At 52.3% G+C, this 24,816-nt stretch carries 23 protein-coding genes and 1 other annotated feature; of the genes, 14 read left to right on the top strand and 9 right to left on the bottom strand.

The window, feature by feature from the left end; all coding sequences use genetic code 11:
• Nucleotides 1-23: 23 nt before the first annotated feature.
• Together ACL02P_RS13045 and ylbJ are read right to left on the bottom strand one after the other, a co-directional pair.
• Nucleotides 24-827: an NAD kinase gene (locus ACL02P_RS13045; RefSeq protein WP_036645006.1), complete on the bottom strand. Its 804-nt coding sequence runs from the start codon at nt 825-827 to the stop codon at nt 24-26.
• A gap of 111 nt (nt 828-938) precedes the next feature.
• Nucleotides 939-2,162 carry a sporulation integral membrane protein YlbJ gene (gene ylbJ / locus ACL02P_RS13040; protein ID WP_412837443.1) on the bottom strand — a complete coding sequence of 408 codons (1,224 nt, stop codon included), beginning with the start codon at nt 2,160-2,162 and terminating at the stop codon, nt 939-941.
• A 325-nt stretch (nt 2,163-2,487) separates the two neighbouring features.
• Here ylbJ and ACL02P_RS13035 point away from each other — a divergent pair, with 325 nt between their 5' ends.
• Together ACL02P_RS13035 and ACL02P_RS13030 are read left to right on the top strand one after the other, a co-directional pair.
• Nucleotides 2,488-2,865 carry a globin gene (locus ACL02P_RS13035; protein WP_009224737.1) on the top strand — a complete coding sequence of 126 codons (378 nt, stop codon included), beginning with the start codon at nt 2,488-2,490 and terminating at the stop codon, nt 2,863-2,865.
• Nucleotides 2,866-2,919: 54 nt separating this feature from the next.
• On the top strand, nt 2,920-3,618 hold the full coding sequence (locus ACL02P_RS13030; protein ID WP_260070558.1) for a DUF2225 domain-containing protein: 699 nt from the start codon (nt 2,920-2,922) through the stop codon (nt 3,616-3,618).
• Nucleotides 3,619-3,723: 105 nt separating this feature from the next.
• On the opposite strand, the gene ACL02P_RS13025 is transcribed toward ACL02P_RS13030, so the two are convergent.
• Nucleotides 3,724-3,954, bottom strand: coding sequence for a hypothetical protein (locus ACL02P_RS13025; protein WP_412837442.1), 231 nt, complete (start codon nt 3,952-3,954; stop codon nt 3,724-3,726).
• Nucleotides 3,951-4,154 (bottom strand): YycC family protein, encoded by a 204-nt coding sequence (locus tag ACL02P_RS13020; protein WP_036644968.1) that lies wholly within the window; start codon nt 4,152-4,154, stop codon nt 3,951-3,953. The genes ACL02P_RS13025 and ACL02P_RS13020 overlap by 4 nt, the downstream gene beginning before the upstream one ends.
• Before the next feature lie 110 nt (nt 4,155-4,264).
• Between ACL02P_RS13020 and ACL02P_RS13015 the strand changes: the two genes are divergently transcribed.
• Both ACL02P_RS13015 and ACL02P_RS13010 read left to right on the top strand, forming a co-directional pair.
• A complete protein-coding gene (locus tag ACL02P_RS13015) occupies nt 4,265-6,067 on the top strand; it encodes a M3 family oligoendopeptidase (RefSeq protein ID WP_323077685.1) in 1,803 nt (600 codons plus the stop codon).
• Between the two features lie 208 nt (nt 6,068-6,275).
• Nucleotides 6,276-6,692, top strand: a complete 417-nt coding sequence (locus ACL02P_RS13010; RefSeq protein WP_009224742.1) for a hypothetical protein — start codon at nt 6,276-6,278, stop codon at nt 6,690-6,692.
• A 79-nt stretch (nt 6,693-6,771) separates the two neighbouring features.
• Here the strand turns inward: ACL02P_RS13010 and ACL02P_RS13005 are convergent, their stop codons facing one another.
• The gene (locus ACL02P_RS13005; protein ID WP_016310922.1) at nt 6,772-6,999 is read right to left on the bottom strand and encodes an alpha/beta-type small acid-soluble spore protein; all 228 of its coding nucleotides are present in this window, start codon (nt 6,997-6,999) and stop codon (nt 6,772-6,774) included.
• Between the two features lie 164 nt (nt 7,000-7,163).
• Nucleotides 7,164-8,153 (bottom strand): aldose 1-epimerase, encoded by a 990-nt coding sequence (locus tag ACL02P_RS13000; protein WP_412837441.1) that lies wholly within the window; start codon nt 8,151-8,153, stop codon nt 7,164-7,166.
• A gap of 121 nt (nt 8,154-8,274) precedes the next feature.
• Nucleotides 8,275-8,549 (top strand) — a binding site (T-box leader).
• Between the two features lie 80 nt (nt 8,550-8,629).
• Between ACL02P_RS13000 and trpS the strand changes: the two genes are divergently transcribed.
• The 3 genes from trpS to ACL02P_RS12985 all read left to right on the top strand — a co-directional run bounded on the left by trpS (nt 8,630) and on the right by ACL02P_RS12985 (nt 11,394).
• Nucleotides 8,630-9,613 carry a tryptophan--tRNA ligase gene (trpS, locus tag ACL02P_RS12995; protein ID WP_009224745.1) on the top strand — a complete coding sequence of 328 codons (984 nt, stop codon included), beginning with the start codon at nt 8,630-8,632 and terminating at the stop codon, nt 9,611-9,613.
• Nucleotides 9,614-9,840: 227 nt separating this feature from the next.
• The gene (gene cyoE / locus ACL02P_RS12990) at nt 9,841-10,779 is read left to right on the top strand and encodes a heme o synthase (RefSeq protein ID WP_009224746.1); all 939 of its coding nucleotides are present in this window, start codon (nt 9,841-9,843) and stop codon (nt 10,777-10,779) included.
• A gap of 15 nt (nt 10,780-10,794) precedes the next feature.
• A complete protein-coding gene (locus ACL02P_RS12985) occupies nt 10,795-11,394 on the top strand; it encodes an SCO family protein (protein WP_412837440.1) in 600 nt (199 codons plus the stop codon).
• A gap of 12 nt (nt 11,395-11,406) precedes the next feature.
• On the opposite strand, the gene ACL02P_RS12980 is transcribed toward ACL02P_RS12985, so the two are convergent.
• The 3 genes from ACL02P_RS12980 to ACL02P_RS12970 all read right to left on the bottom strand — a co-directional run bounded on the left by ACL02P_RS12980 (nt 11,407) and on the right by ACL02P_RS12970 (nt 15,578).
• Entirely contained in the window at nt 11,407-11,766 is a 360-nt protein-coding gene (locus ACL02P_RS12980; RefSeq protein WP_036644969.1) for a toprim domain-containing protein, read from the bottom strand.
• A 130-nt stretch (nt 11,767-11,896) separates the two neighbouring features.
• Nucleotides 11,897-13,975, bottom strand: a complete 2,079-nt coding sequence (locus tag ACL02P_RS12975; RefSeq protein ID WP_412837439.1) for a serine hydrolase domain-containing protein — start codon at nt 13,973-13,975, stop codon at nt 11,897-11,899.
• A 433-nt stretch (nt 13,976-14,408) separates the two neighbouring features.
• Nucleotides 14,409-15,578 (bottom strand): MFS transporter, encoded by a 1,170-nt coding sequence (locus tag ACL02P_RS12970; RefSeq protein ID WP_009224750.1) that lies wholly within the window; start codon nt 15,576-15,578, stop codon nt 14,409-14,411.
• 304 nt (nt 15,579-15,882) lie between these two features.
• Here ACL02P_RS12970 and ACL02P_RS12965 point away from each other — a divergent pair, with 304 nt between their 5' ends.
• From ACL02P_RS12965 to ACL02P_RS12935, 7 genes are all read left to right on the top strand, one after another.
• Complete coding sequence (locus ACL02P_RS12965; RefSeq protein ID WP_009224751.1) at nt 15,883-16,326, top strand: hypothetical protein; 444 nt, start codon at nt 15,883-15,885, stop codon at nt 16,324-16,326.
• A 44-nt stretch (nt 16,327-16,370) separates the two neighbouring features.
• Nucleotides 16,371-17,531, top strand: coding sequence for a transglutaminase domain-containing protein (locus tag ACL02P_RS12960; RefSeq protein WP_260070552.1), 1,161 nt, complete (start codon nt 16,371-16,373; stop codon nt 17,529-17,531).
• Between the two features lie 226 nt (nt 17,532-17,757).
• Entirely contained in the window at nt 17,758-19,794 is a 2,037-nt protein-coding gene (locus ACL02P_RS12955; RefSeq protein ID WP_412838245.1) for a peptidoglycan D,D-transpeptidase FtsI family protein, read from the top strand.
• A 100-nt stretch (nt 19,795-19,894) separates the two neighbouring features.
• Nucleotides 19,895-21,895, top strand: a complete 2,001-nt coding sequence (locus ACL02P_RS12950; RefSeq protein ID WP_412838244.1) for a peptidoglycan D,D-transpeptidase FtsI family protein — start codon at nt 19,895-19,897, stop codon at nt 21,893-21,895.
• A gap of 198 nt (nt 21,896-22,093) precedes the next feature.
• Nucleotides 22,094-23,068, top strand: coding sequence for a metal ABC transporter solute-binding protein, Zn/Mn family (locus ACL02P_RS12945; protein ID WP_009224755.1), 975 nt, complete (start codon nt 22,094-22,096; stop codon nt 23,066-23,068).
• 21 nt (nt 23,069-23,089) lie between these two features.
• A complete protein-coding gene (locus tag ACL02P_RS12940; protein WP_009224756.1) occupies nt 23,090-23,848 on the top strand; it encodes a metal ABC transporter ATP-binding protein in 759 nt (252 codons plus the stop codon).
• 4 nt (nt 23,849-23,852) lie between these two features.
• Entirely contained in the window at nt 23,853-24,815 is a 963-nt protein-coding gene (locus tag ACL02P_RS12935; protein WP_260070551.1) for a metal ABC transporter permease, read from the top strand.
• The last annotated feature ends 1 nt before the right edge of the window (nt 24,816 follow it).

Here is a 24,816-nt window from a genome sequence, read left to right as displayed (position 1 = left end):
AAAGAGCTTGTCAGACCTGCCGATTAGTCCAGGAACGCATTGCGGACCCGGTTCCAAAACGGAAACGGCCGATAACGGACAAAGCTGATCTTCTGATCCGACACCTGGCAGCGTACGGACACTAGATCGTCCATCGGCAGGTTGACGTGGTCAATGGTCAGCAATAAGCGCTGTTCCTTGCGCGAATAAATGTCGCAATGATGATGCTTGGGCAGCACCAACGGAGAGCCTAGCGTCCGGAACACCCGATTGTTGATCGAAGCGATCTCTGTGATCTGCAGCGCTTCAATCGTCGGATGGATCATCGCTCCCCCCAAGCTCTTGTTATAGGCAGTACTGCCGGAGGGGGTGGATACGCAAATGCCGTCGCCGCGGAACATTTCGAACATTTGGTCATTGATGTCCACTTGGGCAACCACAGTGCCATCGACGCCCTTCAGCGTAAATTCGTTTAAGCAAATGTGGGAAGAGCTGCCCGACCTCTTCTGAATCTCCAGATCGATTAAGGGGTAACGGACGATGCGCGGCCTGAGCAAGCCGGGATCTGCATGACCGCTCATCATTTCCACCAGCTCAGGAATTTCGTCGGCTTTCCAGTCGGCGTAAAAGCCCAGATGGCCCGTGTGAATTCCTACAAATGCGATGGAAGGAATCTGATCGATAAACGTATGGAAGGCATGAAGCATTGTGCCGTCTCCGCCGATGGAGACAACGATGTCCGGGGATTTCGCATCCAGCTCAAGCCCATGCTGCGCAGCAAGCTTATGAAAGGTTTGGCTTAATTCCACAGACAGCTGATCGCCGCGGTCAAGTACAAAGTATCTCAAGTTGACAAGCTCCTTTGAAAAAGGCTGTTCAAAAACGAACATTATTTTGAACATGCGCTTGAATATCCTTTTGTAAAGATCATAATCAATTCGTCCGCAGAACACAACGTTTCATTTTCGGTGCCGCTGGCGGCGAATGATTTCGGCCAGGAATGACAAAATAAGTAGGATGGCCAGGGTCACCAGGAAGAAACGGGACGCTCCCGGAACAGCACCCCAACCGTAAAGCACTTCTTGGCCTCCAAACTCAGGAGGATGAATCGCCCACGCCGGCGCGGCCCCCATCAGGGGGTTCCAGAGAAGCAGCAACAGCCCGGCGGAAATCACGGCATGAAGGAACCTAGCGATTAGAAAAGGAAAATAACGCAGGTCAGCTCCATTTAAGATGCTGGCCACTTGGGCATGAACCGATAAGCCGCCCCAAGAGAGAATGAAAGCTGCTGCTGCGGCTTTGAACTGCAAAGGGATTCCCTCCGGCGCCGCGGATGCTTTAGCGCCCAAGGTGACTTCAAACAAGCCGCCCATGAGGGGCTCGGCTAACTGGCTGGGCAGACCCAGCAGCGGCAGCAGCTGTTGGAACCCGGTATATAGGAAGCCCATGAAGCCCGAAGCGGTGAGCACCTCCAGGATCACGGAAAAAAATACGACCAGGCCGCCTACTACGGTCATCAGCTGCAGGGAGGAGGCAACTGCCTGCCGCAGCAGCTCTCCGAGGCTGCGTCCGTCCTGAACCCGGGCTTCATGCATGGCCTTAAGCGCCAGCTTCAGGCTGAAGCGCCCGGATTCATCGCCTTCACCGGGATCTGCCGGCAAGTTTCGGTCCGGACGGTAGAAGCGCATGACCAGGCCGATCAGCAGGGCCCCTCCATAATGGGTCAAAGCGAGCGCCCCGGCCAGCTTCGGATTGCCAAAGAAGCCGACAGAGACCGCCCCGATGAGAAAGATGGGGTCGGATGACGTCGTGAACGAGACAAGTCGTTCTCCCTCTACCCGGGAAACGAGCCGTTGCTCGCGCAGCTTGGTCGCCAGCTTGGCGCTGACGGGGTAGCCGGAAGCAAACCCCATCGCCAGCACGAACCCGCCGCTGCCCGGGATCCGAAACAAGGGCTTCATCAGCGGGTCCAGCAGCTTGCCGAGAAAATGCACAATCCCAAAGCCTAGCAGCACTTCGGATATGACGAAGAACGGGAATAGGGACGGGAACAGCACGTCCCACCAGATGGCGAGGCCGCGAACCCCTGCCTGCCAGGAAGCTTCCGGGTAACAGGCCATCAGAACGGCCAGCATCAGCGCGGCAACGAGCAACAAAACAGCCGTTAAGCGTTGGAATTTCATGGGTACGCCTCCACATCAAATCATAGTGAAGTGTATGAAATGAATGGGACAAACAGCACAAAAAAATAAAGGAAGCGGTTTCAAAAAAGGGCTGATATTTTTGAGCTTCTATGCTAAAATGATGCTTAAGACCAATATAGAACTTTAGTACCAGCTATCATTTGATCAAACATGGTGCAGCAGCCAAATTTTGAGGATGGAGTGATGTTCATGAGCATTGTCGCAGCTACTGATAGATTGAAAGACCGCATTCGAGTAGAAGCTCCTTTGGTAGGAGCTTTTATTTTTTTTTGATATAATAAGGAAAAACGGAGGCGGTGAACAGATGAATCAAGGCTTGAGTTTATACGACAACCTCGGCGGAGAAGAGACGATTCGGCGGTTGGTGGAAGCCTTCTATCCGCGGGTTCAACGTGATCCGTTGTTAGGACCCTTATTCCCGGAAGACATTACTCCGGTCATGGAGAAGCAATTTATGTTCTTGTCGCAGTTTTTTGGAGGCCCGTCCCTCTACTCTGATGCCTTTGGTCATCCGATGATGCGTGCCCGGCATTTGCCGTTTCCGGTGACGACGGAACGCGCCGAGGCTTGGCTGGCCTGCATGAAAGCTGCGCTGGAGGAGATTGGAGTCGAGGAGCCGCTGCGAGGGATCGTGCTGGAGCGTCTGTCCGGCCCGGCTTTTCATTTCGTGAACACACCTTAGACCGATGAACTAATGTGCCGGGCAGGGCAGATTATTGAAAGGAAGTAGGACGTTTTGGAACTTGAACCGCTTTATCAGATCAAGGTCACTTGCATCCATTGCCAGAGTGAATTTTCGACCTCGCGTGTGCGTCCGAGCTTTAAACGGGCTGTACGTACGGATACGGATTTTTGCGGCTATTATCAGAAGGAGAATCCGGATTATTACGTCGTTCGGGTATGCCCGTCCTGCGGTTTTGCTTCGACGGAAAATTCGGTATCCCGCTTGACCGACCGGCAAAGAGCCCTCTTCCAAGAGGCGATCGGCAGCCGGTTTAACCAGAAGGACTATGGCGGGCGCCGGGATTGGGAGACTGCGATGGAGACGTACAAGCTGGCGCTGATTTGCGCACAAACCATCGGCGAAACCGACCGGATTATTGCCAGCTTGCTGCATCATATTGCTTGGTTGTATCGATACAAGAACAACGTCGAACAGGAGAAGCGTTTTCTGGAGTATTCGCTGGAAGCCTACATCCGCGTTTACGAAAAAGAAGGCGTCGGCGGCAGCGATGCCCGCCTGATGTATTTGATCGGCGAGCTGAACCGGCGGATTGGCAAGTACAACGACGCAGTCAAATGGTTTGGGCGCGTCATTAATGACAAGCGGATCATGGATGCGGCGATGATTCGGGCATCCCGCGAGCAATGGGCGCTGCTGCGCGAAGAAATGATGAATGGCGGACATGAGCTGCCTGAGGAAATGCGCGGTTGACGGAACGGACAAGCAGACATCCAAGCGTAGACATGACGAAGGGCCGTATCCAGAGGAAACGGCCCTTTAGATCGCTAAAGGCGACCTGGTCACATTACGTTATTTCTACCGGACAACCTTATCGGTTAACAGGTAATCGTTGTCACAGTCAAGGACATGTAGCTTGTTCCCGCAGCAGGGGAAGACGAGCAGCTTCTTCTTCCCCTCGTGGATCGATTTCAACTCGCGGGGCTTCAGAGGCAGCAGCACGTTACGGCTGGAGCAAAATGGGCACTCATGGACATACACGTCCCCCATGACAACATCATAAGGCCACGTTTGGTTACAGGGGATCATGAATGCTCCGGTTCGTGACCGGCTTGGCTGGCATCTCCGGCTTCCGCTTCTGCGGAAGGCTGGCCTGCTTCTTCTTTCGCCAGTTCTGCGATTTTTTGCATTAAAATGTGCTGCGGCATATGCATAAGGTGCTCGACCGGCACCTTGAGTTTTGCGGCTAATTTCACGGCGGTATCCGCCGATATTTGCAACGGTCTCATGGAAATCCCCCCTGTATTCAGACAAGCGTTATAATAGAGCATCCTCTACTAGCATACACTGTTATCCCATAAGGCATCAATTATAAACGATACGGAAAGGAAGCGAACTTATGTCAAGATTCGTAGGAACCCTTCAACCCACTTGGGACCTAGAAACGATTTTCCCGGGAGGCTCTGCCTCCAAAGCGCTGCGAGATCATCTGGATGCTCTGGAACGGGACATTGCCGCATACCAGGCGAAACTGCAAGAGCTGCAGGCCCCGTCTACTGTAGAAGAGACCAAGGCGTTGGACAGCCTGATTGTGGATCTGCAAGCAGCAGACAGCCGTCTGTCCGAAGCCGGCAGCTTTATCGGCTGTTTGACGGCGCAAGACCAGCACGACAAGAAAGCTCTCCAGCTTGACGCCAAAGTCACTTCGTTAAACGCTGCATTCAATAACGTGATGACTTTATTCTGGAACCTGCTCCGATTGACGAACGATGAGGTGTGGGAAGCTTGGATGCAGCGGGAGGAAATCGCGCCGATCTCCTTCTTGCTTCGCGAGAAACGGGAGCAAGCGCGGGAGAAGCTTGCGCCGGAGCTGGAAAATCTGGTTTCCGATCTGGCAGTAGACGGTTACCACGGCTGGGGTCAGCATTATGATACGATCGTTGCCAAAGTGGGAGTCCCCTTTGAAGAGGACAATGGTGAGGTCAAAATGCTATCCGTCGGCCAAGCGGCCAACAAGCTGGATGATCCGGACCGGAACGTGCGCGAGCGCGTGTTTCCAAAATGGGAGGAAGCCTGGACCAAAGCGGAGGACTATTGTGCTGATGCGCTGAACCGCTTGGCAGGGTTCCGGATCAAATTGTACGAGAAACGCGGATGGGACGATATCCTGAAGGAACCGCTGGCCCTTAACCGGATGTCCAAAGCCACGCTGGATGCGATGTGGCAAGTGATCGTCGAGAACAAGCCGAAATTCGTCGCTTATCTGGAGCGCAAAGCCAAGCTGCTTGGGGTGGAGAAATTAAGCTGGACCGACGTGGATTCCCCGCTGGGCCAAGCCGCCGGCAAAATTACGTACGAACAGGCGGCCGAAGACATCGTCCAGCAGTTTGGCAAATTTAGCCCGAAGCTGGCGGAGTTCGCCACCATGGCGTTTAACAAGCGCTGGATCGAGGCCGAGGACCGTCCTGGTAAACGGCCGGGGGGATTCTGTACCTCTCTGCCGCTGAGCAAGCAGACGCGGATCTTCATGACGTTTGGCGGGAACGTATCCAACGTATATACGTTGGCGCATGAGCTGGGGCACGCCTATCACCAGTACGTGATGGAGGAGCTGCCGAGATTTAGTCAGGATTACGCGATGAACGTCGCGGAGACCGCTTCGACCTTCGCGGAAATGATCCTGGCTGACGCCTTCGTCAAAAATGCGGCAGATGATCAGCAGAAAATTGTTCTGCTCGCCGATAAGGTGCAAAATTCGATCAGCTTCTTCATGAATATTCATGCCCGCTTCTTGTTTGAAACCCGGTTCTATGAGAAACGCCGGCAGGGATTTTTGGATGCCGCCGAGTTGTGTGAATTGATGGAAGAAGCACAGCGCGAAGCCTTCCAGGGGGCGCTGGGCAGCTATCACCCGCATTTCTGGGCATCCAAGCTGCATTTCTATATCACAGATGTGCCTTTCTATAATTTCCCTTACACCTTTGGGTACATGTTCAGCACCGGAATTTATGCGCAAGCGCTGCGTGAAGGCCCAAGCTTTGCGGCGAAATATGATGCGCTGCTGCAAGACACCGGCCGGATGACGGTGGAAGAGCTGGCTGCCAAGCATCTGGGCGTGGATTTAACGAAGCCGGATTTTTGGCGCGATGCGATGGCGGTATGTGTGGCCGACGTTGACGCTTTCTTGGAATTAACCCAATAACCAACTGTATCTGCTTCACAGGTTTAGGTCCTCGAAAGAGGGCCTTTTTTGTTGCAGCATTTTGTCGGAAGATAGAAGAAAATATTGGACGAACAAGACATAATTAGTCAATATATAGCATAATGTTGATGTAAAAGGAAATTTAACCTATAATGTGACATAAGACCTATACCATAGGTTGCATTCTTTGGGGGAAAGGTGGGAGAATATGCTGAAAGCCGAGCAACTATCGCTGGTTAGGCAGATCGACATGGTTTTTAAGGAACTGGAGGAGGAGCTGTCGGGATTAACTTCGGGTACCGTATTTCTGCAGATCCGGAATAATACCATCGGGAAGTTTGGCATCCGCCACAATCCGATTGCGGGTCGAAACGGGCAGCTTAGTGAAGAACCCTACGGACTAAATGCAGAACAGATCCACTCTTTTCGAAAAATGGCGATTGAAGCGCTGAAGTACAAGCGGTACTGGACGCATGGCGAGATCAGCTACGAATTTGCCCTGCGCCAAGGGGCCGTAGTCGTGGATGCAATCATGGAATCGAATTATAACATGGCCAATTTGCTGATCCAACGGTATCCGCAGAAGGAGAAAGGCGCTAGTACATACCGAAAGCTGTCTTCCTAAAGGGTTCAACATTCAAGGGAAACAGGCGATCTGCTAAGCAGACCGCCTGTTTCTATAGAGGGTAATGGGAGGATGCAAGTTACAGGTTCGAACGACCCGACAACTGTTGCTCCGCCATTTGAACCAAACGTTTCGTGATATAGCCCCCAAGAGAACCGGTTTCACGGGAAGTATAGTTCCCATAGTAACCGTCTTGCGGAATTTGTACGCCCAATTCCTGAGCTGCTTCCATTTTCAGTTGTTGCAGCGCAGCAGTTGCTTGAGGAACAATAAGGTTATTACGGCTTCCGCGGCTTTGACCTGCCATGTTTGTCACCTCCTTTGGCGTTTGTGATGTTAGTATGGTTCGTAGGGTGCAAAATATGCGGGGAGCTTCAAAGCTATGGCAGTGGTAATGATTTCTTCTCGCCGAGAAGATTTGTTATCACGAAAAAAACGCCTTCCAACGGAAGGCGGAAATTTTGAAAAAGGTTAAGCTTCGTTATCATCACCGGTATTCGGATAGATCATTTCTAGGGAAAGATTTAATTCCAACGTTTGTTGCGGCGTCAATTCGATCAGCCCGGTCTCACTGGCGGGAAGGTTCAAATTTGGAGCGTCCGGCAACCAAGTGTATGGTTCAATGCAGAAGAATTGATCCGCTTCCCCCTTGGAGTAGATCACCCAAAATTTAAAATACTCAGGATCCGCTGCGTAGCGCAGGCCATAGCCGTCGTCGCGCAGCATCAACGCTTCGACCGGCTTATCTCCGATTCGCAGCATCGTATCGCAATTCACGCCTTGCAGATTCATGCCCGAGTTTAACGCATCCCATATCCCTAGCGGAGCGGTCTTTCCGTTAGGAATGTTCTCCTCGTCCAATTCGTAAAGCTCCGTCACCGGCAACTTCACTTTCCAGCGCCCAGGCTCGCCGTCAATTCGAAACCAGGTATGCAACCCCAAACCGAAGGGGGCCGGGTTTTGACCCAGGTGCGTAATTTTGAAGGTTTGCGTTAATCTTGCCCCTTGCAGTCTGAGCGTCATTTCCAGCTTCAAGGGCTCAGGATATTGACGGATCCAATTTGGATCGTCAGAGGTTTTGAATTCCGTTGTGATGGTGCAGCCTTCGTCGTCTTCTTCGATATCGCTCACGCACCAGCTTTGCGTACGGTGCAGACCGTGGATGTGGTTGTCATTTGCCGTATTGCGATCAAATTGATATTCTTGCCCGGCATACGTGAATTTCCCTCTGCGAATGCGTCCGGGGGGAGTTAAGAGCGGGATGCCGAAATGATATGGCTTCTGCAGGTAGAAATCAAGTTCGTTCTCTTCTGGATGACGCAGCACATCGCGCTGCTGGACATTGTCCCATATACGAATGACGTTATTTCCTAGGCGAGGTAGCAGCGTGACTTCAAGCTCGCGGCTATGTAAGATGTACGTATCGTAACCGTTCCATTGCCCTTTGGTCACCTTTTTCATATCGTTGCTCCTTTTCCCACATAATCAGTTCCTTAAGCTAGACTAATCATAACACTTTTTGCGTAAGACGAAAAATAGATTTGACACCACCGCTGGTGTTATTTATGATGATAGGCATAACGAGAAAGCGTTGATGAGGGGAAGTAAGCGAAGTTTCCGTTCTGCAGAAAGCCGGTGGTTGATGCGAACCGGTGAAGGAGCTTGTGCCGAATGGGCCTCGGAGCGCCAGGTTGAACGCAAGAGGCGGCGAGCCTGTTGTCAGTAGGCCGGCCGGGTCATCCACGTTACGGATTGGAAAGGCTGATCTTGTTGAGGCATCGCGTCTAAGCTGACCGCGAACCCCAATGCTCCAACCATCAGCAAATAAGGGTGGCACCACGGTCTCACGTCCCTTGCGGGCGCGGGGCCTTTTTGCATTTTACCAAAACCGGGGTCTTACTCATGCAGCATTTGAATCAAAGGGAGGAATTTTCGTCATGAAGAGAGTATTATCTGGCATCCAGCCCAGCGGCAAACTGACACTAGGCAATTACATCGGGGCTATTAAGAACTTCGTGGAGCTGCAGCATGATCATGCCTGCAACTTTATGATCGTGGATTTGCACGCGATCACCGTTCCGCAGGAACCGGCAGCATTGACGGAGCAATCCGAAGCGGTTGCGGCGCTTTATCTCGCGGCCGGTATCGATCCGAATAAAGCAAATGTTTATCTGCAATCCCATGTGATGCAGCATGCCCAGCTCGGATGGCTGCTGACGACGCTCACCTCGATGGGCGAACTTGAACGAATGACCCAATTTAAAGACAAATCGGCCGGGAAGGAATCCGTTGGGGTTGGGCTGTTCGTCTATCCTGCTTTGATGGCGGCGGACATCTTGATTTATAACGCTGACCTGGTACCGGTTGGGGATGACCAGAAGCAGCATTTGGAATTAACCCGTGATTTAGCAGGACGGTTTAACCATCGGTTTGGCGAATACTTTACGCTGCCGGAGCCGTACATTCCTGAGGTTGGGGCACGCATCATGTCGCTGGATGATGCCTCCAAGAAAATGAGCAAAAGCAATCCGAACCCAGGCAGCTATATCGCTTTGCTGGACACGCCGGACGAAATCCGTAAGAAGATCAGCCGGGCAACGACCGATTCCGGACGCGAAGTGAGATTCGATCCGGCGACGAAACCGGAGATCAGCAACCTGATTACAATCTATAGCCAATGCTCGGGACTGACTATCGCAGAAGTGGAGCAGCGGTATGAAGGGCAAATGTATGGTCCGTTCAAAAAAGACTTGGCCGAAGTGGTCGTCAGTGTGCTGGAGCCGCTCCAACAGCGGTACCGTGAAATCCGCGAGTCGGGCGAGCTGCGCAGCATCTTGCGCCAAGGGGCGGAGCGCGCTTCCGAAATGGCTGAGAAAACGCTGCAGGATGTTCAGCGCCTGATGGGGTTTGTCGGAAAATAAACGATATTTTGAAAGAAAGCCGCCGGCTGCGCCCGGCGGCTAATTGTGTCACTAAATTGTCATAGTTAATGCGCGATATTCCATCGATTGTCAAACATTTCAGGGTTTTGATATGATAAAGTTTATAGCGTAAGGGTAAAAACGTTGAACGTTTTATGAATGATCAATAGAGGTAAACCTAAACCTAAACTGAACTTTATTTCAAATATAGGAGGAATGAATCGCGCGTGGACAAACCATTAAGTGTTCAGGCTTCTTCGGAATCCGCTGCGTTGTCCGTGAGACCTACTCCTCCGGGAGAGACGGCGACTTGGAGAGATTTTATCGCCTTAACGAAACCGGGCATTTTGCGTTCGAATCTGATTGCGGCGTTTGCCGGGTTTTGGGTGGCTTCCCGCTGGGAGCTTGATTATATTCAATTAATTGTCATGTTGCTGGGGACGACGCTGGTGATGGCATCGTCCTGTGTCTTTAACAATTACTTCGACCGGGAGATGGATACGAAGATGGCCCGGACGAAGAATCGCGTCCTCCCCACGGGGAAGCTGGCTCCGAAGACGGTGTTATGGTATGCCGTCATCTTGGGAGTGCTGGGCCTTTCAGTGTTGTTTATTTTCTCCGGTCTGCTGGCCGGGTTGTTTGGTGCGGTAGGGATGTTTGTCTACGTGGTGGTGTATACGCTGTGGCTTAAGCGGAGCTCGACCTGGAGTACGTCGGTTGGTGCCATCTCCGGCGCCATGCCGCCTGTCATTGGCTATGTTGCGGCATCGGGACGGATCGATTTGGGAACTTGGATGCTGTTCGCCCTGTTGTTCCTCTGGCAACCGCCCCATTTCTGGGCGCTGGGGATTCGCCGTACCGAGGAATACCGGGCCGCTGGCTTCCCGCTGTTGCCGGTCGTGAAGGGCATTCCGCGCACGAAGTTGCAGATGATCCCTTATCTTGCATTGCTGATTCCGATTCCGATTTTGATGTATGCCTACGGCTATACGGGCGTTTGGTTCCTCATCATCGGCTGCCTACTGTCGGTAGCTTGGCTGCTCATGGCACTTCAGGGATTCCGGGCTAAGGATAACGACGCTTGGGCGAAACGGGTATTTATTTTCTCAGTGAACTATTTAACGATTGCTTTAATCGTGATGATCTTGGATACGGTAAGGTTGTAATTAGGGGGATGGGGAATGGCGGTTTTGAAGAAATATAAATGGACATGGATTCTGCTGGCCATCTGCGTGATTCTAGCCGGTTATCTGCTCTGGGATACGTATGCGAAGCCTAAGCTTCCGGTGATCCGTCCTGTTGCGGATTTTAGCATGGAGAACGTAGACGGCAAGACGGTGACGCTGCAGGATACGAATGGCAAAGTCCGGCTGTTTTATTTCTTCTTCGCCAACTGCCCTGACGTTTGCCCGATCACAACCTTTCGGCTGAGCCAAGTACAGGATATTTTGAAAGAGAAAGGCTTGTTCGGCAAAGATGCTTCGATCGTCTCGATCACGTTTGATCCGGAACGTGATACGCTGGAGAACATCAAGGCGTTTGGGGATAAATTCAAAGCGGATTATTCCGGCTGGTATTTCCTGCGCGGGGATCAGCAGAAGACGATCGACCTGGCGATGGACTCCTTTAAAATTCTGATCGACAAGGATGCGGATGGGAATTTCGTGCATATGGATCTCATCGGTCTCGTAGACCGTAAGGGCCAACTGCGGGAAATTTACCGGCCGGAGGCGACGCCGGATGAAATCGCTGCGGGTGTGATCAGCCTCGTCAAGGAGTAACTCACTTCGCGATCAAAACTTGTCATAGGAAGCCGGTGTTGGGGGATAGACAATGTATTCCTCCAGCCCGGCTTTTTCTAATTGGGCGATCAGGTATTCATCGGGCGTTCCTTCGACTCCGGCATATCCCCGTCTTGTATAAATTTGCTCCGCATCGGGAAAAGCATCCCGAAGTACGCCGCGAATCCGTTTGCCGGAAGGATCGTTGTCGAGGAACAGAAACAACTCGTCATCCTTGACCTTCTTGCGCAAGCTCTCCAGCTTCTCAGTGTTTAACGTACCAAACGTACAATAAATGCGGACTTCTTCGTCTAATAAGCGCCGCAGCTTGCTGCGGTCGTTCTTCCCTTCCACGATAATGCTAATTGGCAAAATAAATCCCCTCCGGGCTAAAGCGTAAACCTCCAAGCTGGGGTCGTTACGCTTCTAGTTTATACCCGGGAGGGGACTTCATGCAAAACTGCTAGAAATTAGATAAGAAAATAAGGACAAGTATTATCGATTAGTTCAATTCAATGCCAAAACGCATGCCTGGATCGCCAATAAACACAATGGTTCCGTTCTCGGGCAGTTTCACTTGGTTACTGCCGCTGGCCACCGAGAAGTTCACGCAAGCCCCGGCGGCGTCATAAACCGCAAAGGATGCCTTGGCTGGCAGATCTACGGTGATCGTCTTTCCAGCGGCTTTCGCCGGAATGGTGAACCAACGGGCTTGCTCAGACGGCTGCAAGGTCACCGTGGACTTCTTGCCGGGGTACAACTCTTGGATTTGATCACCGCTGAGGTACAAGGAGCCGGCGGCCTCCAAATATTCGCTTCCGCCTTGGGTAAAGAAGCGGTATTCTGCGGAATCCCGGCTGCCTGTCGTTGGAACCTGATGTTTGCCCATCAGCGTATCAGGGCCCGTAATTTGTTTGTCCATCACGTAACCGGGCAAGCTGTCCGTACGGTTCACTTGAACGACCGGCAACATCATGAAGTAAGCCATCGAGCTGTATTTTTCCGATACGAGGTAATAACTTTTCCCATCGCGTTGCTTCCAGGCTACCTCAACTTCCGGTGAAATGGCGTTTTCCTCCAATTTCTCCGCGGAATACAGATTAAGCGCGAGCTGACCTAATTCAGGAACGGTGGCGTATTGTCTTTGCCATAGATAGGTGCGCCCGTTCTTCTCCTTCACGAAGCTGACCTTCAGTGAGCCGTCTTCGCTGACAAAGGTGCCGTCTTTCGTATAAACAAGCTTGGGAAGTCCTAACGATTCGCCAGGTGCAAACGGGGATGTGATTTGGATTTCACCATCTGCAACATCGATGCGGAACAGCTGGTTGGTTGCCCCATAATATCCGCTGAACTGCTTGAGTTCTTCAGGCATGTCCGCTTGTTCCGGCGAACCAAAGGACTTGGCCGGCTTAAACTCCGTGATTGTGCCCTTCTCCTTCAACGCTTGGAGCAGCAGTTCGTTCGCTAGCAATTGGTTCAGCGAGCTGGAGCCCCCAGAGGAGAGAACCGCCGCCGCCATTTGGTGGTCCGGCAACACGACCAGTTCAGCATGATACATCAGTGTATCGCCGCCTTTGGCCAATGCTTGGATGCCGTATTCATTAAAGGGAAACAGCTTTACGCTGTCCCAGCCTAAACCAAAATCAAAGCTGTTGTCGGTATCCTGAGGCCAGATTCCTCTTTTATATTCCGGCTGTGCCGTCACTTTAGCGGCTTGTTTGGACAAAATGCTGTCCGCTTCGCCCGTAAACAAACCGGCAAATTTCACCAGGTCTTCGGCGGTCGAGTAAACGCCGCCCGTCCCAATCACATTCACCGTTTCCTTCGGCAATGGCTCTGGACTTCCAGGTGCATAGATTGCGGCAAGCTTGCCAAAGTCCAGACCATCCTGCGGCGTCAGCGTATGCTTCATGCCCAGCGGTACGGTGAATTCCTGGTGGATAAAGTCAGTAAAATCCATCCCGCTGACGCGTTCAACTAAAATTTCCGCCAGTGTAAACCCGTCGTTGCTGTACACGGAATACGCACCTGGGTCGGCCTTCAGAGATCGATTGGCCAGTTGGTCAAGCAGCGTATCATGCGCATAAGGGTCGTTGTCTTCGAACAAAAACGCGTTGGCAAGACTGGATCCCTGTAGTCCTGCGGAGTGGTTCAGCAGCATGCGCGGCGTGATCTGCTTGTACCGCTCGTCCTTCATCTTGAACTCCGCGATATAATTCACCAACGGCGAATCGAGGTTGATTTTGCCTTGATCGACCAGTTTCATGACCGCAGCGGTCGTAAACATTTTGCTGGTGGAGCCGATGCCGTACATCGTTTCAGAGGTTAGCGGGATCTTTCCTTCAGGATCGTTCTTGCCGGCTTGCCCCGAAACGATGAGCTTGCCATGGTCGACCAGAGCGTACTGAACGCTGGTTGTTCCGTAAGTATCGGTGAGCAATGCGGCCTTTGCGGCGGCGATTTCCTCCAATCCCTGCGGTGCGGTGTTGGTCGGCGGAGTCTCGGCTGCCATAGCACCTCCAGGCAACCATAGCGTAAGCGTAAGAATGATGGCAAAAATCGCGTTTCGTTTCTTCTTCAACTAGAGCCCTCCCTAAAATTTGATCTATTTTTAGTTACGTTAACAAAGGAGGGAAGGGTTCATCTTTTTCGGAACATTATGGAAATTTAGTACTTTAGAAACCCCATAAACAAAAGCGGCCTGCCCGAGGGCAGACCGGTGTGCAGGGGTCAGTAGCGATTGCAAGAATTAATAAAAAGGAGCACGGAGGATGATTACCAGTAAGATGTACAACACGAGGATCGTCCCCGTCGTTGTCCAGAATCCATAGCCAGGAACCACCGGGCCCGGTCCGCAATTGTCAATGCCGCCCATTCAAGTTCACCCCGCTTTCAAACATGATCGGTTACTACACGATTATCTTATGTAGGACCCTATCATGTGCCCTGTGCGGCAGCCTAACCTTGGATGAAAAATCCGTTGCACTTGTCCCGTAGGCTTAAAAGGACATGGATCAGTGGTGTCCGGTGCCCGCGCCAACTGGGGGCGGCAGGGTTGCGGTGAACTTTCTGGGCGGGACGATGATGATGGCAAGCATCAGCACGAAAAAGGCTAAGAAGTAAGGGGAATAGCTGCCGTGCATCGCTCCCGCGACAATCGGGCCGATAAAGGAACCCAGCGACATGGCGATCGATTGCAGTGAAAACACGGTACCCAGCCGTTTTCCGCCGCTTAAATCGATAAACAACGAAGCTATGGCCGGGTACACGACCCCTTTAGCCATCCCTAAGACCACAAGCACGACGGGAAGCGGAATGAACTCAAATGCGGCCAGGGCAAAGAAAGATAAGGCGATCCCCAGAACGCCGATGCTGGCTCTTAAATAAGGGGAATAACGGCTCAAAAATAACATCGACAGCGTGACCAGCGCCCCTAAGCTGATAATGGAAAAATAGAAGCCTGTATTCATGATCCCCTCGGCTCCGCCGGCTTGCAGCGGCAGTTCAAAAAACAAAATGCCCTGGGAGCAGGCGACGGCGAGCGGCAGCACATAATAGCGCAAAGGGATTACATTGATCTTCACCGGTACCCGTGACTTCACAGAGCCCGATTTGGCCAGACCTTCCGCAACCAAACGGGGAGGCTCCTTGATCGTAAAAATGGCAATGATGCCCGTCGAGATCAACAGCCAGCCCAGCATTTGAAAGGCGATGGAAAAGCCGGATTGGGCGACAAGGAAAGCGCCGGCGGCCGGTGACACGACGGAAGCAACGGTATGCATCACCCCGTGACCGGCCATCAGCTTACCTTGCTGTACCGGATTTTTGGACAGCGAGGCGAGCATCGCCAGACAGGCCGGGGACAGGAAGGCGAGCACAAAACCGCTGATGGAGCGCAGCACGAGCAGCTGCCAAGGCTCCGTTACATGGGCTTGAAGCAGCAGAACCCCGCCGGCAGTCACCAGGCTGAAGATCATGTACGGCTTGCTGCCGTGACGGTCGACGCCCTGGCCGGCGAGCAGGTTGCCCGGCAGATGCGTCAGCGCATAAATCCCCATCATCCAGCCGATAAACGTCGGCGCGGCTCCCAGCGACAAGGCAAACGGAGTTAGGATCGGGTACTGGGCGTGCAGATCGAAGAAAGCCAGAAACATAAAGAAGTACAGCCAAAAGGCGATTTTCACGCGTCGCCCCTCCTTTGCGTAGAATGAACGTTAGTATTACTTGTACGCTCCCCAGGACGAACTTATTACCCCCAGGCAGCTGCGCTCAGCTACTCGATCCAAGCTTCATCCAACCTTCTCGGTGATGAAAAGCCTTTGCGGCTTTCCATCACGAAGTAGAACGAAGATGTGGTTCGGCGTAAATGCTTGAAATCCGCGGGATTGGGGGTTAAGCTGACATGGTCTTGGGCCATCATGTATAATGGGTTAGAATCAAAATGCAGAAATCAAAAATCATGGAAAATCTAATTATGGAGGATTCATCATGTTTGATGTACAAGTATGGACTGAATTTCTGAAAGAAAATTGGCTGGTGATCGTCGTAGCGCTGGTCATTCTCTTCCTTGTGCTGAATTTTGTAAGAACGGTCGTCAAATGGGCGCTGGTGCTGATCATCGCCGCATTTATCGTGATTTACAGCGGCATCACGCTTAAGGATATCGGGGATGCGGTAGCAACGGTGAAGGAACAAGCCCTCGACATCAGTAAAACTGAAGCGTTGAACATGATGAAAAATGAAGCGAAGGAAGCCCAAATGACGCAAAATCCGGACGGTTCGTTTACCATTACGACCCCGAATCTGGAGGTTACCGGACAAGCGGGCAGCGATAAAGTGAAAGTATCGTTCCGCGGGGTTTCGTTGGGCGAATGGTCGATGAACGACACGCTTGAGGCATTTATCCAGGAAGCGAAACGGAATTCTCAATAACCCTAAGAAAAATACAACTTACACCTAGATTGACGGAGGAGCTTATGAAGCTGGACATGACGACATTGCTGCAAACGCTAAGCGAATATAACTGGATCACGGTGCTGCTGCTTGCCGTGCTTCTCGGCTCGGTGCTGCAGGGATTGGTGCGCGGAGCCTCCCGCTCGGCAGGCCGTCTGTTCACGCTATTAAGCGGCGGCGTCTTATCGCTGGTTGGCATTGCGATTGCCATCCCATTAACGATGTGGTTATCTCCGAAGGTTCAGACTTGGTTGACGGAGCTGCCGCTGCCGGATCGGGAGCTGGCTCAGTGGGAGCAGGTTCTGTACATGCTGGTCATGGCGGTACGGGATTTTCCGCTGATGCGATTTGCCGTCGTTTTCCTTCTGCTCTATTGGATCATACGTACCTTGGCGGGTTTTGCGATGCTGTTCGTTCGCGGGGGGAGCGGTCTGTTCGGCTGGCTGTTTTCCGGCGGGGACCGTCCGGCTTCGCTGCTGAGCCGTTTGGCCGGCGCCGGGATCGGCGCGGTGATTGGTGCGGCGCGATGTATGATGCTGATCGCCATGTTGTTTATTGTTGTGACGTTGTATCCGAACAGCGGGTTCAGCCGTTACGTGGAAGCCTCGCCGGTCTACCAGCAAGGGGCGAGAACGGTCATTGAGCCGCTTACCGGCAATTTGATCAAGGAGAAGCTACCGGTATTCACGCGCAGCGTAGAAGCAGAGCTTGGCAGCATCCTTCAACAGAAATACGAAGTCATTGATGCTAACATTCCCGAATCCATTGAGCTGGCTGCAGCAGAGATCACCAAAGGGGCCGATACGGATGAAGAGAAGGCCCGGCGGTTGTACGACTGGGTTGGAACCCGGGTGTCATACGATTACGATAAAGTGAAAGACTATGAGGAAAAAGGCATCTGGCATGAGCAAACACCGCAAATGACGTTTGATACGAAACGCGGGGTGTGCATCGATTATGCCCGGCTCTATGCCGTCATGGCTAGAACCGTTGGGCTTCAGGTGAAGGTCGTGACCGGACTTGGATACGACGGGCAAGGCGGGTACGGTCCTCATGCCTGGAACGAGGTTTATTTGTCAGAGAAAAACGCCTGGATTCCGCTGGATTCGACTTGGGCCAAAAGCGGCGACTGGTTTAATCCGCCGGCGTTCAGCGAAACCCACGTCCCCAATAAGCTGATTTGAGCCTTGGCTGCGGAAAAAACCGGGCAACATGGGATCTGGGTCGTGCGATTCGGCACGCAAATCATGCGGAAAAAATGCTGGAAAGGGGGCGTAACTTCACCGCCCCTTATTTCGTTATGGTACTATAGAGTAGTTGACTTCAAGAAATGAGGATTTAAGGGAAAGAAAGTAGGGAAACGCCTTGAAAAGCACTTATGCGAAGGATCCGCAAGAACAAGAAATCGCAATGCAACGCCATTTTAACATTCGGCTAAACATGTTTTTCTTTAGTGCTTTTGCCATATTTACCGTCATCATCGTACGTTTGGCCATATTACAGTTTGTAGAAGGCCCGACGTTATCCAAACAGGAGAGCAACCTGCGCGTCAAGGACGTGCCGCTGGCTCCAACCCGTGGAACGATCTATGCAGCGGGGGGCGAGAAGTTGGCCTATTCCACGCCGGTTCAATCGCTGTATATCACGCTGCAGAAAGACTACAGCAATTCCACGGATAAAGGAAAAGCCAATCGTCCGGAAGCTTTGGCTTTGGCCAAGAAGCTGAAGGAGGTTTTCGATAGATTAGGTTCGCCGGAGACCCAAATGACGGAAGAGGAAATCATCAAGGCAATGGACCTTGATTACCGGCAATATAACGGGTTTACGCCGCGCCGAATCAAAATCGATTTGACACCTGAAGAAGTCGCTTATTTCTTGGAACGGAAAAGTGAATTTCCGGGGATCGACATCGTCGAGGAGAGCATCCGCCATTACGATCCCGATACGGTAGCCGTGCAAACGATCGGTTATATCAGGAAGTTTAAAGGGGCATCCACATCGCTGGAGAAGTACAAGCAGATCCGGGAAGCGAAGAACGATGATCCGGCGATGCAATACACGGAAAACGAGGACGTCGGATACGACGGCCTGGAGCTGTACTATCAGGACGAGCTGCGCGGGAAGAACGGCTACAAGAGCGTGCCGATCGATCCGCGGAACATGGCCACCGGGATCCCGGAAATCACACCGCCGGAAAAAGGCCATGATCTCCATACGACGATCAACAAAAACATTCAGATGGTCGCTGAGCAGGCGATCCTTGACCAGATCGAGTGGGTTCATACCCACCCGGTATCCGGCAAGGTTCATCCCAACGCCAAAACTGGCTACGCGGTTGCGATGGAAGTGGAGACCGGCAACGTAGTGGCCATGGCCAGCATGCCGGACTACGATACCAACGTGTGGCAATCCGGCGGGGTGTCTCCTGAGAATTGGAGCAAAATCTCTTCCAACTATCAGAACGGGACGATCACGCCGATTAGTTCGGGTCGGTCAGGGCATAACATGGAATCCGTTATTTTGTTGGGTTCAACCATTAAGCCGTTATCAGTGTTAATCGGACTTAACGAAGGTTTGTTTACGACAAGTACCTATTATAACGATACAGGAATTGCATATTTTGGGAAAAACAATTCCGCAAGCGTCCGCAACTCCCAACGCCATGCCTACGGCTCCATCGATCCGGCTGGCGCGATCCGTCACTCATCGAACACCTTTATGGTCGATATGGTCGGTGAGAAGCTCTACAACAAATACGGATCTAAAGGGATTGAAATCTGGGACAACTATATGAAGCAGTTTGGTCTAGGTGTTTCGACCGGTGTGGATCTGCCAAATGAATATTTGGGCAAGCTGGAGTATACAAATGAATCGGAGACAGCATTATCAAGGCTTGTCTATGCTTCCTTTGGACAACAAGGGAAATACACCGCGATGCAGCTCGCCCAATATACAACGACTTTGGCTACACGAGGGAAACGCATGGAACCGCATCTCGTCAGCAAAATTACCGATACGGACGGCAATATCGTCAAGGAGTTCAAGCCGGTAGTTCTAAATGAGGTTAAGTTTAACAATGCTTATTGGAACGAGATTATCGGAGGAATGGAGACCGATGTCTCCTTTGCTTTCTCGGGTTTCCCTTACGATTTTGCCAGAAAAACCGGAACCTCGGAGCAATGGGCTAACGGTGCCAATCGCGACAACGGCGTGTTTATCGCTTTCGCCCCTCGGGAGAATCCGAAGCTGGCGGTAGCGGTCGTCATTCCGGAAGGCGGCTTTGGTGCCTACAGCGCCGCGCCGGTTGCCCGCAAAATTTTTGATGCGTATGATCAGGAATATGGCTTGGACGGGGTTCCGAAGAAGACCAAAAACCAAAATCAGCAACAGACAGACAATAACGCTTCACAGCAAAACGGGAATCAAACCGAGCAAACGAATCCTTAATTGAATCCAATGACAGCAACGACCTTTTCGCAGAGATGTTGAAAAGGTCGTTTTTTGATGGGAAGGAAGATTCATCACTTCGAGGGAGGCGGAAATGAAGATGAACAAATACGTCATCGAGGATCCTCAGGAACAGCAAGCCTCCATAAGGCGGCATTTCCATATTCGGCTTAATCTGTTTTTCTTCAGTGCCTTCGCGATGTTCACCCTTATCATTATCCGACTTGCCATCTTGCAGTTTGTCGAAGGACCATCGATCTCCATGGAAGAGGTGAAAATGAGGTTCCGGGATGTCCCAATGCCGCCGGTCCGGGGTTCGATTCTGGCCGCAGGGGGAGAGAAGTTGGCCTATTCCACGCCGATCCAAACCTTATATTTGACTTTGCAGAAAAGTAACTACGATCCGACGACCGAAGCGGGTAGAGCGAATTTGGCGGAAGCTGCGGCGCTGGCTAAAGAGCTGAAGAAGGTGTTTGACACGTATGGCGATCCGAACGCACAGATGTCGGAAGAAGAGATTCTGGATGCGATGGATTTGAAATTCCGCCGCAGCGGCGGGTTTGCTCCACGCCGAATCAAGAGCAATCTGACTGAACAAGAAACCGCGTATTTCCTTGCTCAAAAAAGCAGGTTTCTTGGTATAGACATCATTGAGGAGTCGGTGCGGCATTATGATCCTGATTTGATAGCGGTGCAGACGGTAGGTTACCTGAAGAAGTTCCAATCCACCTACGATTTGGATTGGTATAAGCCGATTCGGGAACGAAGGGATGCAGACCCGGCGCTGCAATACACGGAAGAGGAGTTTGCCGGCTTCGACGGGTTGGAGTTGTATTATCAGCAAGAGCTGCGTGGTAAGAACGGTTATAAACGCGTTCCAATTGATCCGCGAAACATGGCGAATGGCGTAGCCGAAATCGTCCCACCGGTAAAAGGCTATGACCTGCATACAACAATAAATAAAAACGTACAGCAAGCAGCGGAACAGGCAATCCTCGATCAAATCGAGTGGGTCCATCACAATCCCGTATCCGGAAGTGTGCATCCTCATGCCAAAACGGGTTATGCCGTGGCGATGGAAGTAGATACCGGAAACGTCATCGTTATGGCCAGCATGCCGGACTATGATACGAATGTATGGCAATCCGGCGGGGTATCTGAAGAGGTGTGGAGCCAAATTTCGTCAAACTATCGAAACGGTACGATCACACCGTTTTCCTCCGGGCGCTCTGGCCATAATTTCGACTCGACGGTGTACCTGGGATCAACGATCAAACCGCTGTCAGTGTTAATCGGCCTAAACGAAGGTTTGTTTACGACAAAAACGAAATATAGCGACCGCGGGATCGCCTATTTCGGCCGCAACGACTCAGCGAGTGTGCGAAATTCCTCCGGGCATGTCTACGGCTCCATCTATCCGAAAGATGCCATCCGCTTCTCGTCCAATGCGTTTATGGTCGATATGGTGGGGGAGGAGCTGTACAACAAATATCGAACCCAAGGGATTGAGGTTTGGGACGAATATATGAAGCAATTTGGCTTGGGCGTTTCCACGGGCATTGATTTGCCAGGTGAATATTTGGGGATCTTGGATTATAAGGATGAAAGGGAAACGGCGTTGGCCCGTTTGGCTTATGCTTCCTTCGGGCAGCAGGGCAAATATACGACGATGCAGTTGGCGCAATATACTGCGACGCTAGCCAATCGGGGGAAGCGCATGCAACCTAGACTTGTGCAAAAAATAACCGATGCCGAAGGCCGTTTGGTGATGCAATTTGAGCCGAAGGTGTTAAATGAAGTCAAGATGAAGGACGCCTATTGGGACGAAGTCATCGACGGGATGCGAACCGACGTGAGCGCCTTTGGTGGGTTTCCGTACGATTTTGCGCGCAAGACGGGGACTTCCCAGCAAGCCTATAAGAACAAGTTGTTGGATAACGGCGTGTTTATTGCGTTTGCACCAAGGGAGAAGCCGAAGCTGGCGGTGGCGGTTGTTATTCCCGAAGGGGGCTTTGGGGCTCACAGCGCGGCACCGGTTGCCCGGAAAATTTTTGATGCGTACGATCGGGAATACGGTTTGGACGGCAACCCCAAGAAATAATCATAAGATTGAACGAAGCCTTGCTCGCGATGAGCAGGCTTTTTTTGTTTCGGAGGAAATTCCTCTTGCTTTTTGGGAATCTTTTGATTAAAATTTGCCCTAAGGAAACTTTTTTATATAAATAAAACAAAAAGAGATCAAGTAAACAAGTATTCACTTGTACAACATTAGGTAAAGTTCGAGGAGAGGAGAAGCGTAATGGACGAAATGAGGATTAAGAAAAGCCCGTTTGAAAGGGCTAAAATGACGCTGGGCGTGTTGGCGTTAATCGTATTGGCGGCTTGTTCCAAAGTAGAGGGTCAGGCGGATCATGTTCGCGCATCGGCTAATGATTCGCCAGTCAAGGTGGTGGCTACGATCGGAATGATCACAGATGTCGTTCAGGAGGTTGGCGGCGAGCAGGTCGAGGTCACCGGTCTGATGGGCCCAGGAGTGGACCCGCATTTATACAAGGCATCGCAGGGGGATATCGAGAAGCTGGATAAGGCGGAGGTTGTTTTTTACGGCGGTTTGCATCTGGAAGGGAAAATGACGGAGATTTTTGAGAAATTGGAGCAGAAGAAGCGGACCGTGGCGGTGTCGAAGGACATTGATCCGAGCGAATTGCGCTCAGGTGCGGATGCCGGGGGCACGCAGTACGATCCGCATATCTGGTTTAACGTCCGGCATTGGATAACAGCGACCCAAACGATTCGCGACACGCTGTCGGCCTATGATCCAGACCATGCGGACGTCTACCGGAAGAACGCCGAGGCGTATATCGCCGAATTGGAGAAGCTGGATGCGGAAGTGAAGGAGCGGATCGCTGAAATTCCCGAGCAGGACCGGGTGCTGGTTACGGCCCATGATGCGTTTGGTTACTTCGGAGATGCCTACGGCATCCAAGTGATGGGCCTGCAGGGGATCAGTACGGCGGCGGAATACGGATCAAAGGATGTCGCCAAGCTCCGGGACTTCCTGGTTGAGAACAAGATCAAAGCTGTATTCGTTGAATCGAGCATTCCGACCAAATCGATGGAAGCGGTGATTGCCGGAGCTGCAGAGCTGGGGCATACGGTGAAAATTGGCGGTGAGCTGTATTCCGACTCGCTGGGGGAACCAGGCTCAGAAGCGGACACCTACATCGAGATGGTCCGTCATAATGTCAACACGATCGTTGAGGCATTGAAATAACTCAAGGAAGGGTGATCCGATATGAATGTTTATCCGCTTGAAGTCAACCGATTAACCGTCGCTTATCAGAAAAAGCCGGTGTTAAGATCGGTCTCTTTTCACATCCCGGAGGGGCAGTTGATTGGGATTCTGGGTCCCAACGGAGCGGGGAAATCCACGCTGCTCAAAGCCGTACTGGGGTTGCTTCCGACCCTGGACGGTGAAGTTCGCATCTATGGCAAATCCTATCGGGAGCAGCGCAAATTGATCGGCTATGTGCCGCAGCGCGAATCGGTGGATTGGGATTTCCCAACCCATGCGCTGGATGTCGTGATGATGGGCCGTTACGGCCAGCTTGGCTGGTTTCGCCGCCCCGGAGCGAAGGAACGGCAAATCGCGCTGGAGTGTCTGGCGAAGGTAGGGATGGCGGAGTATGCCGGGCGTCAGATCAGCCAGTTATCCGGCGGTCAGCAGCAACGGGTGTTTCTGGCCCGGGCTTTGGCACAAAACGCGCAGGTGTATTTTATGGATGAACCGTTTGCCGGTGTCGATGCCACCACGGAAAAAGCGATCATTGCCCTGCTGCACGAATTAAAGGAGCAAGGGAAAACGGTGCTGGTGGTGCATCACGATTTATCCACGGTGAAGGAATATTTTGATCACGTGCTGCTGCTGAACGGTGAATTGATTGATGCCGGACCTACCGGGGAGACGTTTACACCGGAAAATTTGCACAAGACCTACGGTGGGAAGATTGCCATGCTGGCCGATTTCGGCGCGGTGCCTGCGGGGACGGTGTGATGCGATGCTAACAACATTATGGCAATGGATAACGGATCCGAACCTGCAATGGATCTTAATGGGATCTTTGTTGCTCGGCTTGGGCAGCGGCGTTATCGGCTCTTTCACTTATCTTCGCAAGCAAAGCTTGCTTGGGGATGCGTTAGCGCATGCCGCGCTGCCGGGGATTTGCATCGCCTTTATGCTAAGCGGTGTCAAATCGGTGGGCCTGTTTATGCTTGGGGCCATCCTCGCCGGGATGGCGGCGACGTTTGGCATCTCTGCCATTACCCGCTACACGCGGATCAAGCAGGACGCGGCGCTTGGAATCGTATTGTCGGTGTTCTTTGGCATCGGCATCGTGCTGCTGACCCAGATCCAGCACAGCGGCAACGGGAACCAAAGCGGGCTCGACAAATACATGTTTGGCCAGGCGGCTTCGATGATGCTGGCTGACGTTTACTTGATGGGTGCGGTGTCCGTGCTGCTGATTGCGATATGCGCACTGCTCTTTAAGGAGTTGAAGCTGGTGAGCTTTGATCCCGGCTTTGCGAGGGGCATGGGGCTTAACGTGGCCTTCCTTGAGCAGTTGCTGTTGCTGATGACCGTGGTGGCGGTTGTCGTGGGCATTCAAGCCGTGGGTGTCGTGCTGGTAGCCGCCTTATTAATCACCCCGGCGGTTGCTGCGCGGTACTGGACCGACGCGCTGGGTGTGATGGTCGTGCTGGCCGGCGCTTTCGGAGCGCTGTCAGGGGTCACCGGTACGCTGATCAGCTCCACTTTGTCGAACCTGCCGACTGGGCCGGTGACAGTGTTAGCGGCGACCGCCTTGTTTTTCGTCTCCGCCGTGTTTGCGCCAAATCGGGGGCTGCTGGCCAAGTGGATACGCCGCTGGCGCAGCCGCAGCGAAATACAGCAACCGATGGAGCTGGCGATGATCCGGCAGGCTGGAAACACGGTGAATGCAGCCGAGAGGGGAGCGGAATAAC

Origin of the sequence: Paenibacillus sp. MB22_1, assembly GCF_047200555.1 — a bacterium.
Classification (GTDB): domain Bacteria; phylum Bacillota; class Bacilli; order Paenibacillales; family Paenibacillaceae; genus Fontibacillus; species Fontibacillus phoenicis.
The sequence above is the reverse complement of the archived record's forward strand: the minus strand, read 5'-3'. Positions and strand labels throughout refer to the sequence as shown.

Bases quoted from the DNA above. Each gene is read 5' to 3' on its own strand.
- ACL02P_RS12950 (WP_412838244.1), top strand. From the start codon at position 19,895: ATGAACAAATACGTCATCGAGGATCCTCAGGAACAGCAAGCCTCCATA.
- ACL02P_RS13035 (WP_009224737.1), top strand. From the start codon at position 2,488: ATGAATCAAGGCTTGAGTTTATACGACAACCTCGGCGGAGAAGAGACG.
- ACL02P_RS12940 (WP_009224756.1), top strand. From the start codon at position 23,090: ATGAATGTTTATCCGCTTGAAGTCAACCGATTAACCGTCGCTTATCAG.
- ACL02P_RS12965 (WP_009224751.1), top strand. From the start codon at position 15,883: ATGTTTGATGTACAAGTATGGACTGAATTTCTGAAAGAAAATTGGCTG.
- ACL02P_RS13005 (WP_016310922.1), bottom strand. From the start codon at position 6,999: ATGGCAGGTCAAAGCCGCGGAAGCCGTAATAACCTTATTGTTCCTCAA.
- ACL02P_RS13015 (WP_323077685.1), top strand. From the start codon at position 4,265: ATGTCAAGATTCGTAGGAACCCTTCAACCCACTTGGGACCTAGAAACG.
- ACL02P_RS12955 (WP_412838245.1), top strand. From the start codon at position 17,758: ATGCAACGCCATTTTAACATTCGGCTAAACATGTTTTTCTTTAGTGCT.
- ACL02P_RS13025 (WP_412837442.1), bottom strand. From the start codon at position 3,954: ATGATCCCCTGTAACCAAACGTGGCCTTATGATGTTGTCATGGGGGAC.
- ACL02P_RS12935 (WP_260070551.1), top strand. From the start codon at position 23,853: ATGCTAACAACATTATGGCAATGGATAACGGATCCGAACCTGCAATGG.
- trpS (WP_009224745.1), top strand. From the start codon at position 8,630: ATGAAGAGAGTATTATCTGGCATCCAGCCCAGCGGCAAACTGACACTA.
- ACL02P_RS12960 (WP_260070552.1), top strand. From the start codon at position 16,371: ATGAAGCTGGACATGACGACATTGCTGCAAACGCTAAGCGAATATAAC.
- ACL02P_RS13020 (WP_036644968.1), bottom strand. From the start codon at position 4,154: ATGAGACCGTTGCAAATATCGGCGGATACCGCCGTGAAATTAGCCGCA.
- ACL02P_RS12945 (WP_009224755.1), top strand. From the start codon at position 22,094: ATGGACGAAATGAGGATTAAGAAAAGCCCGTTTGAAAGGGCTAAAATG.
- ACL02P_RS13010 (WP_009224742.1), top strand. From the start codon at position 6,276: ATGCTGAAAGCCGAGCAACTATCGCTGGTTAGGCAGATCGACATGGTT.
- ylbJ (WP_412837443.1), bottom strand. From the start codon at position 2,162: ATGAAATTCCAACGCTTAACGGCTGTTTTGTTGCTCGTTGCCGCGCTG.
- ACL02P_RS12985 (WP_412837440.1), top strand. From the start codon at position 10,795: ATGGCGGTTTTGAAGAAATATAAATGGACATGGATTCTGCTGGCCATC.
- ACL02P_RS13000 (WP_412837441.1), bottom strand. From the start codon at position 8,153: ATGAAAAAGGTGACCAAAGGGCAATGGAACGGTTACGATACGTACATC.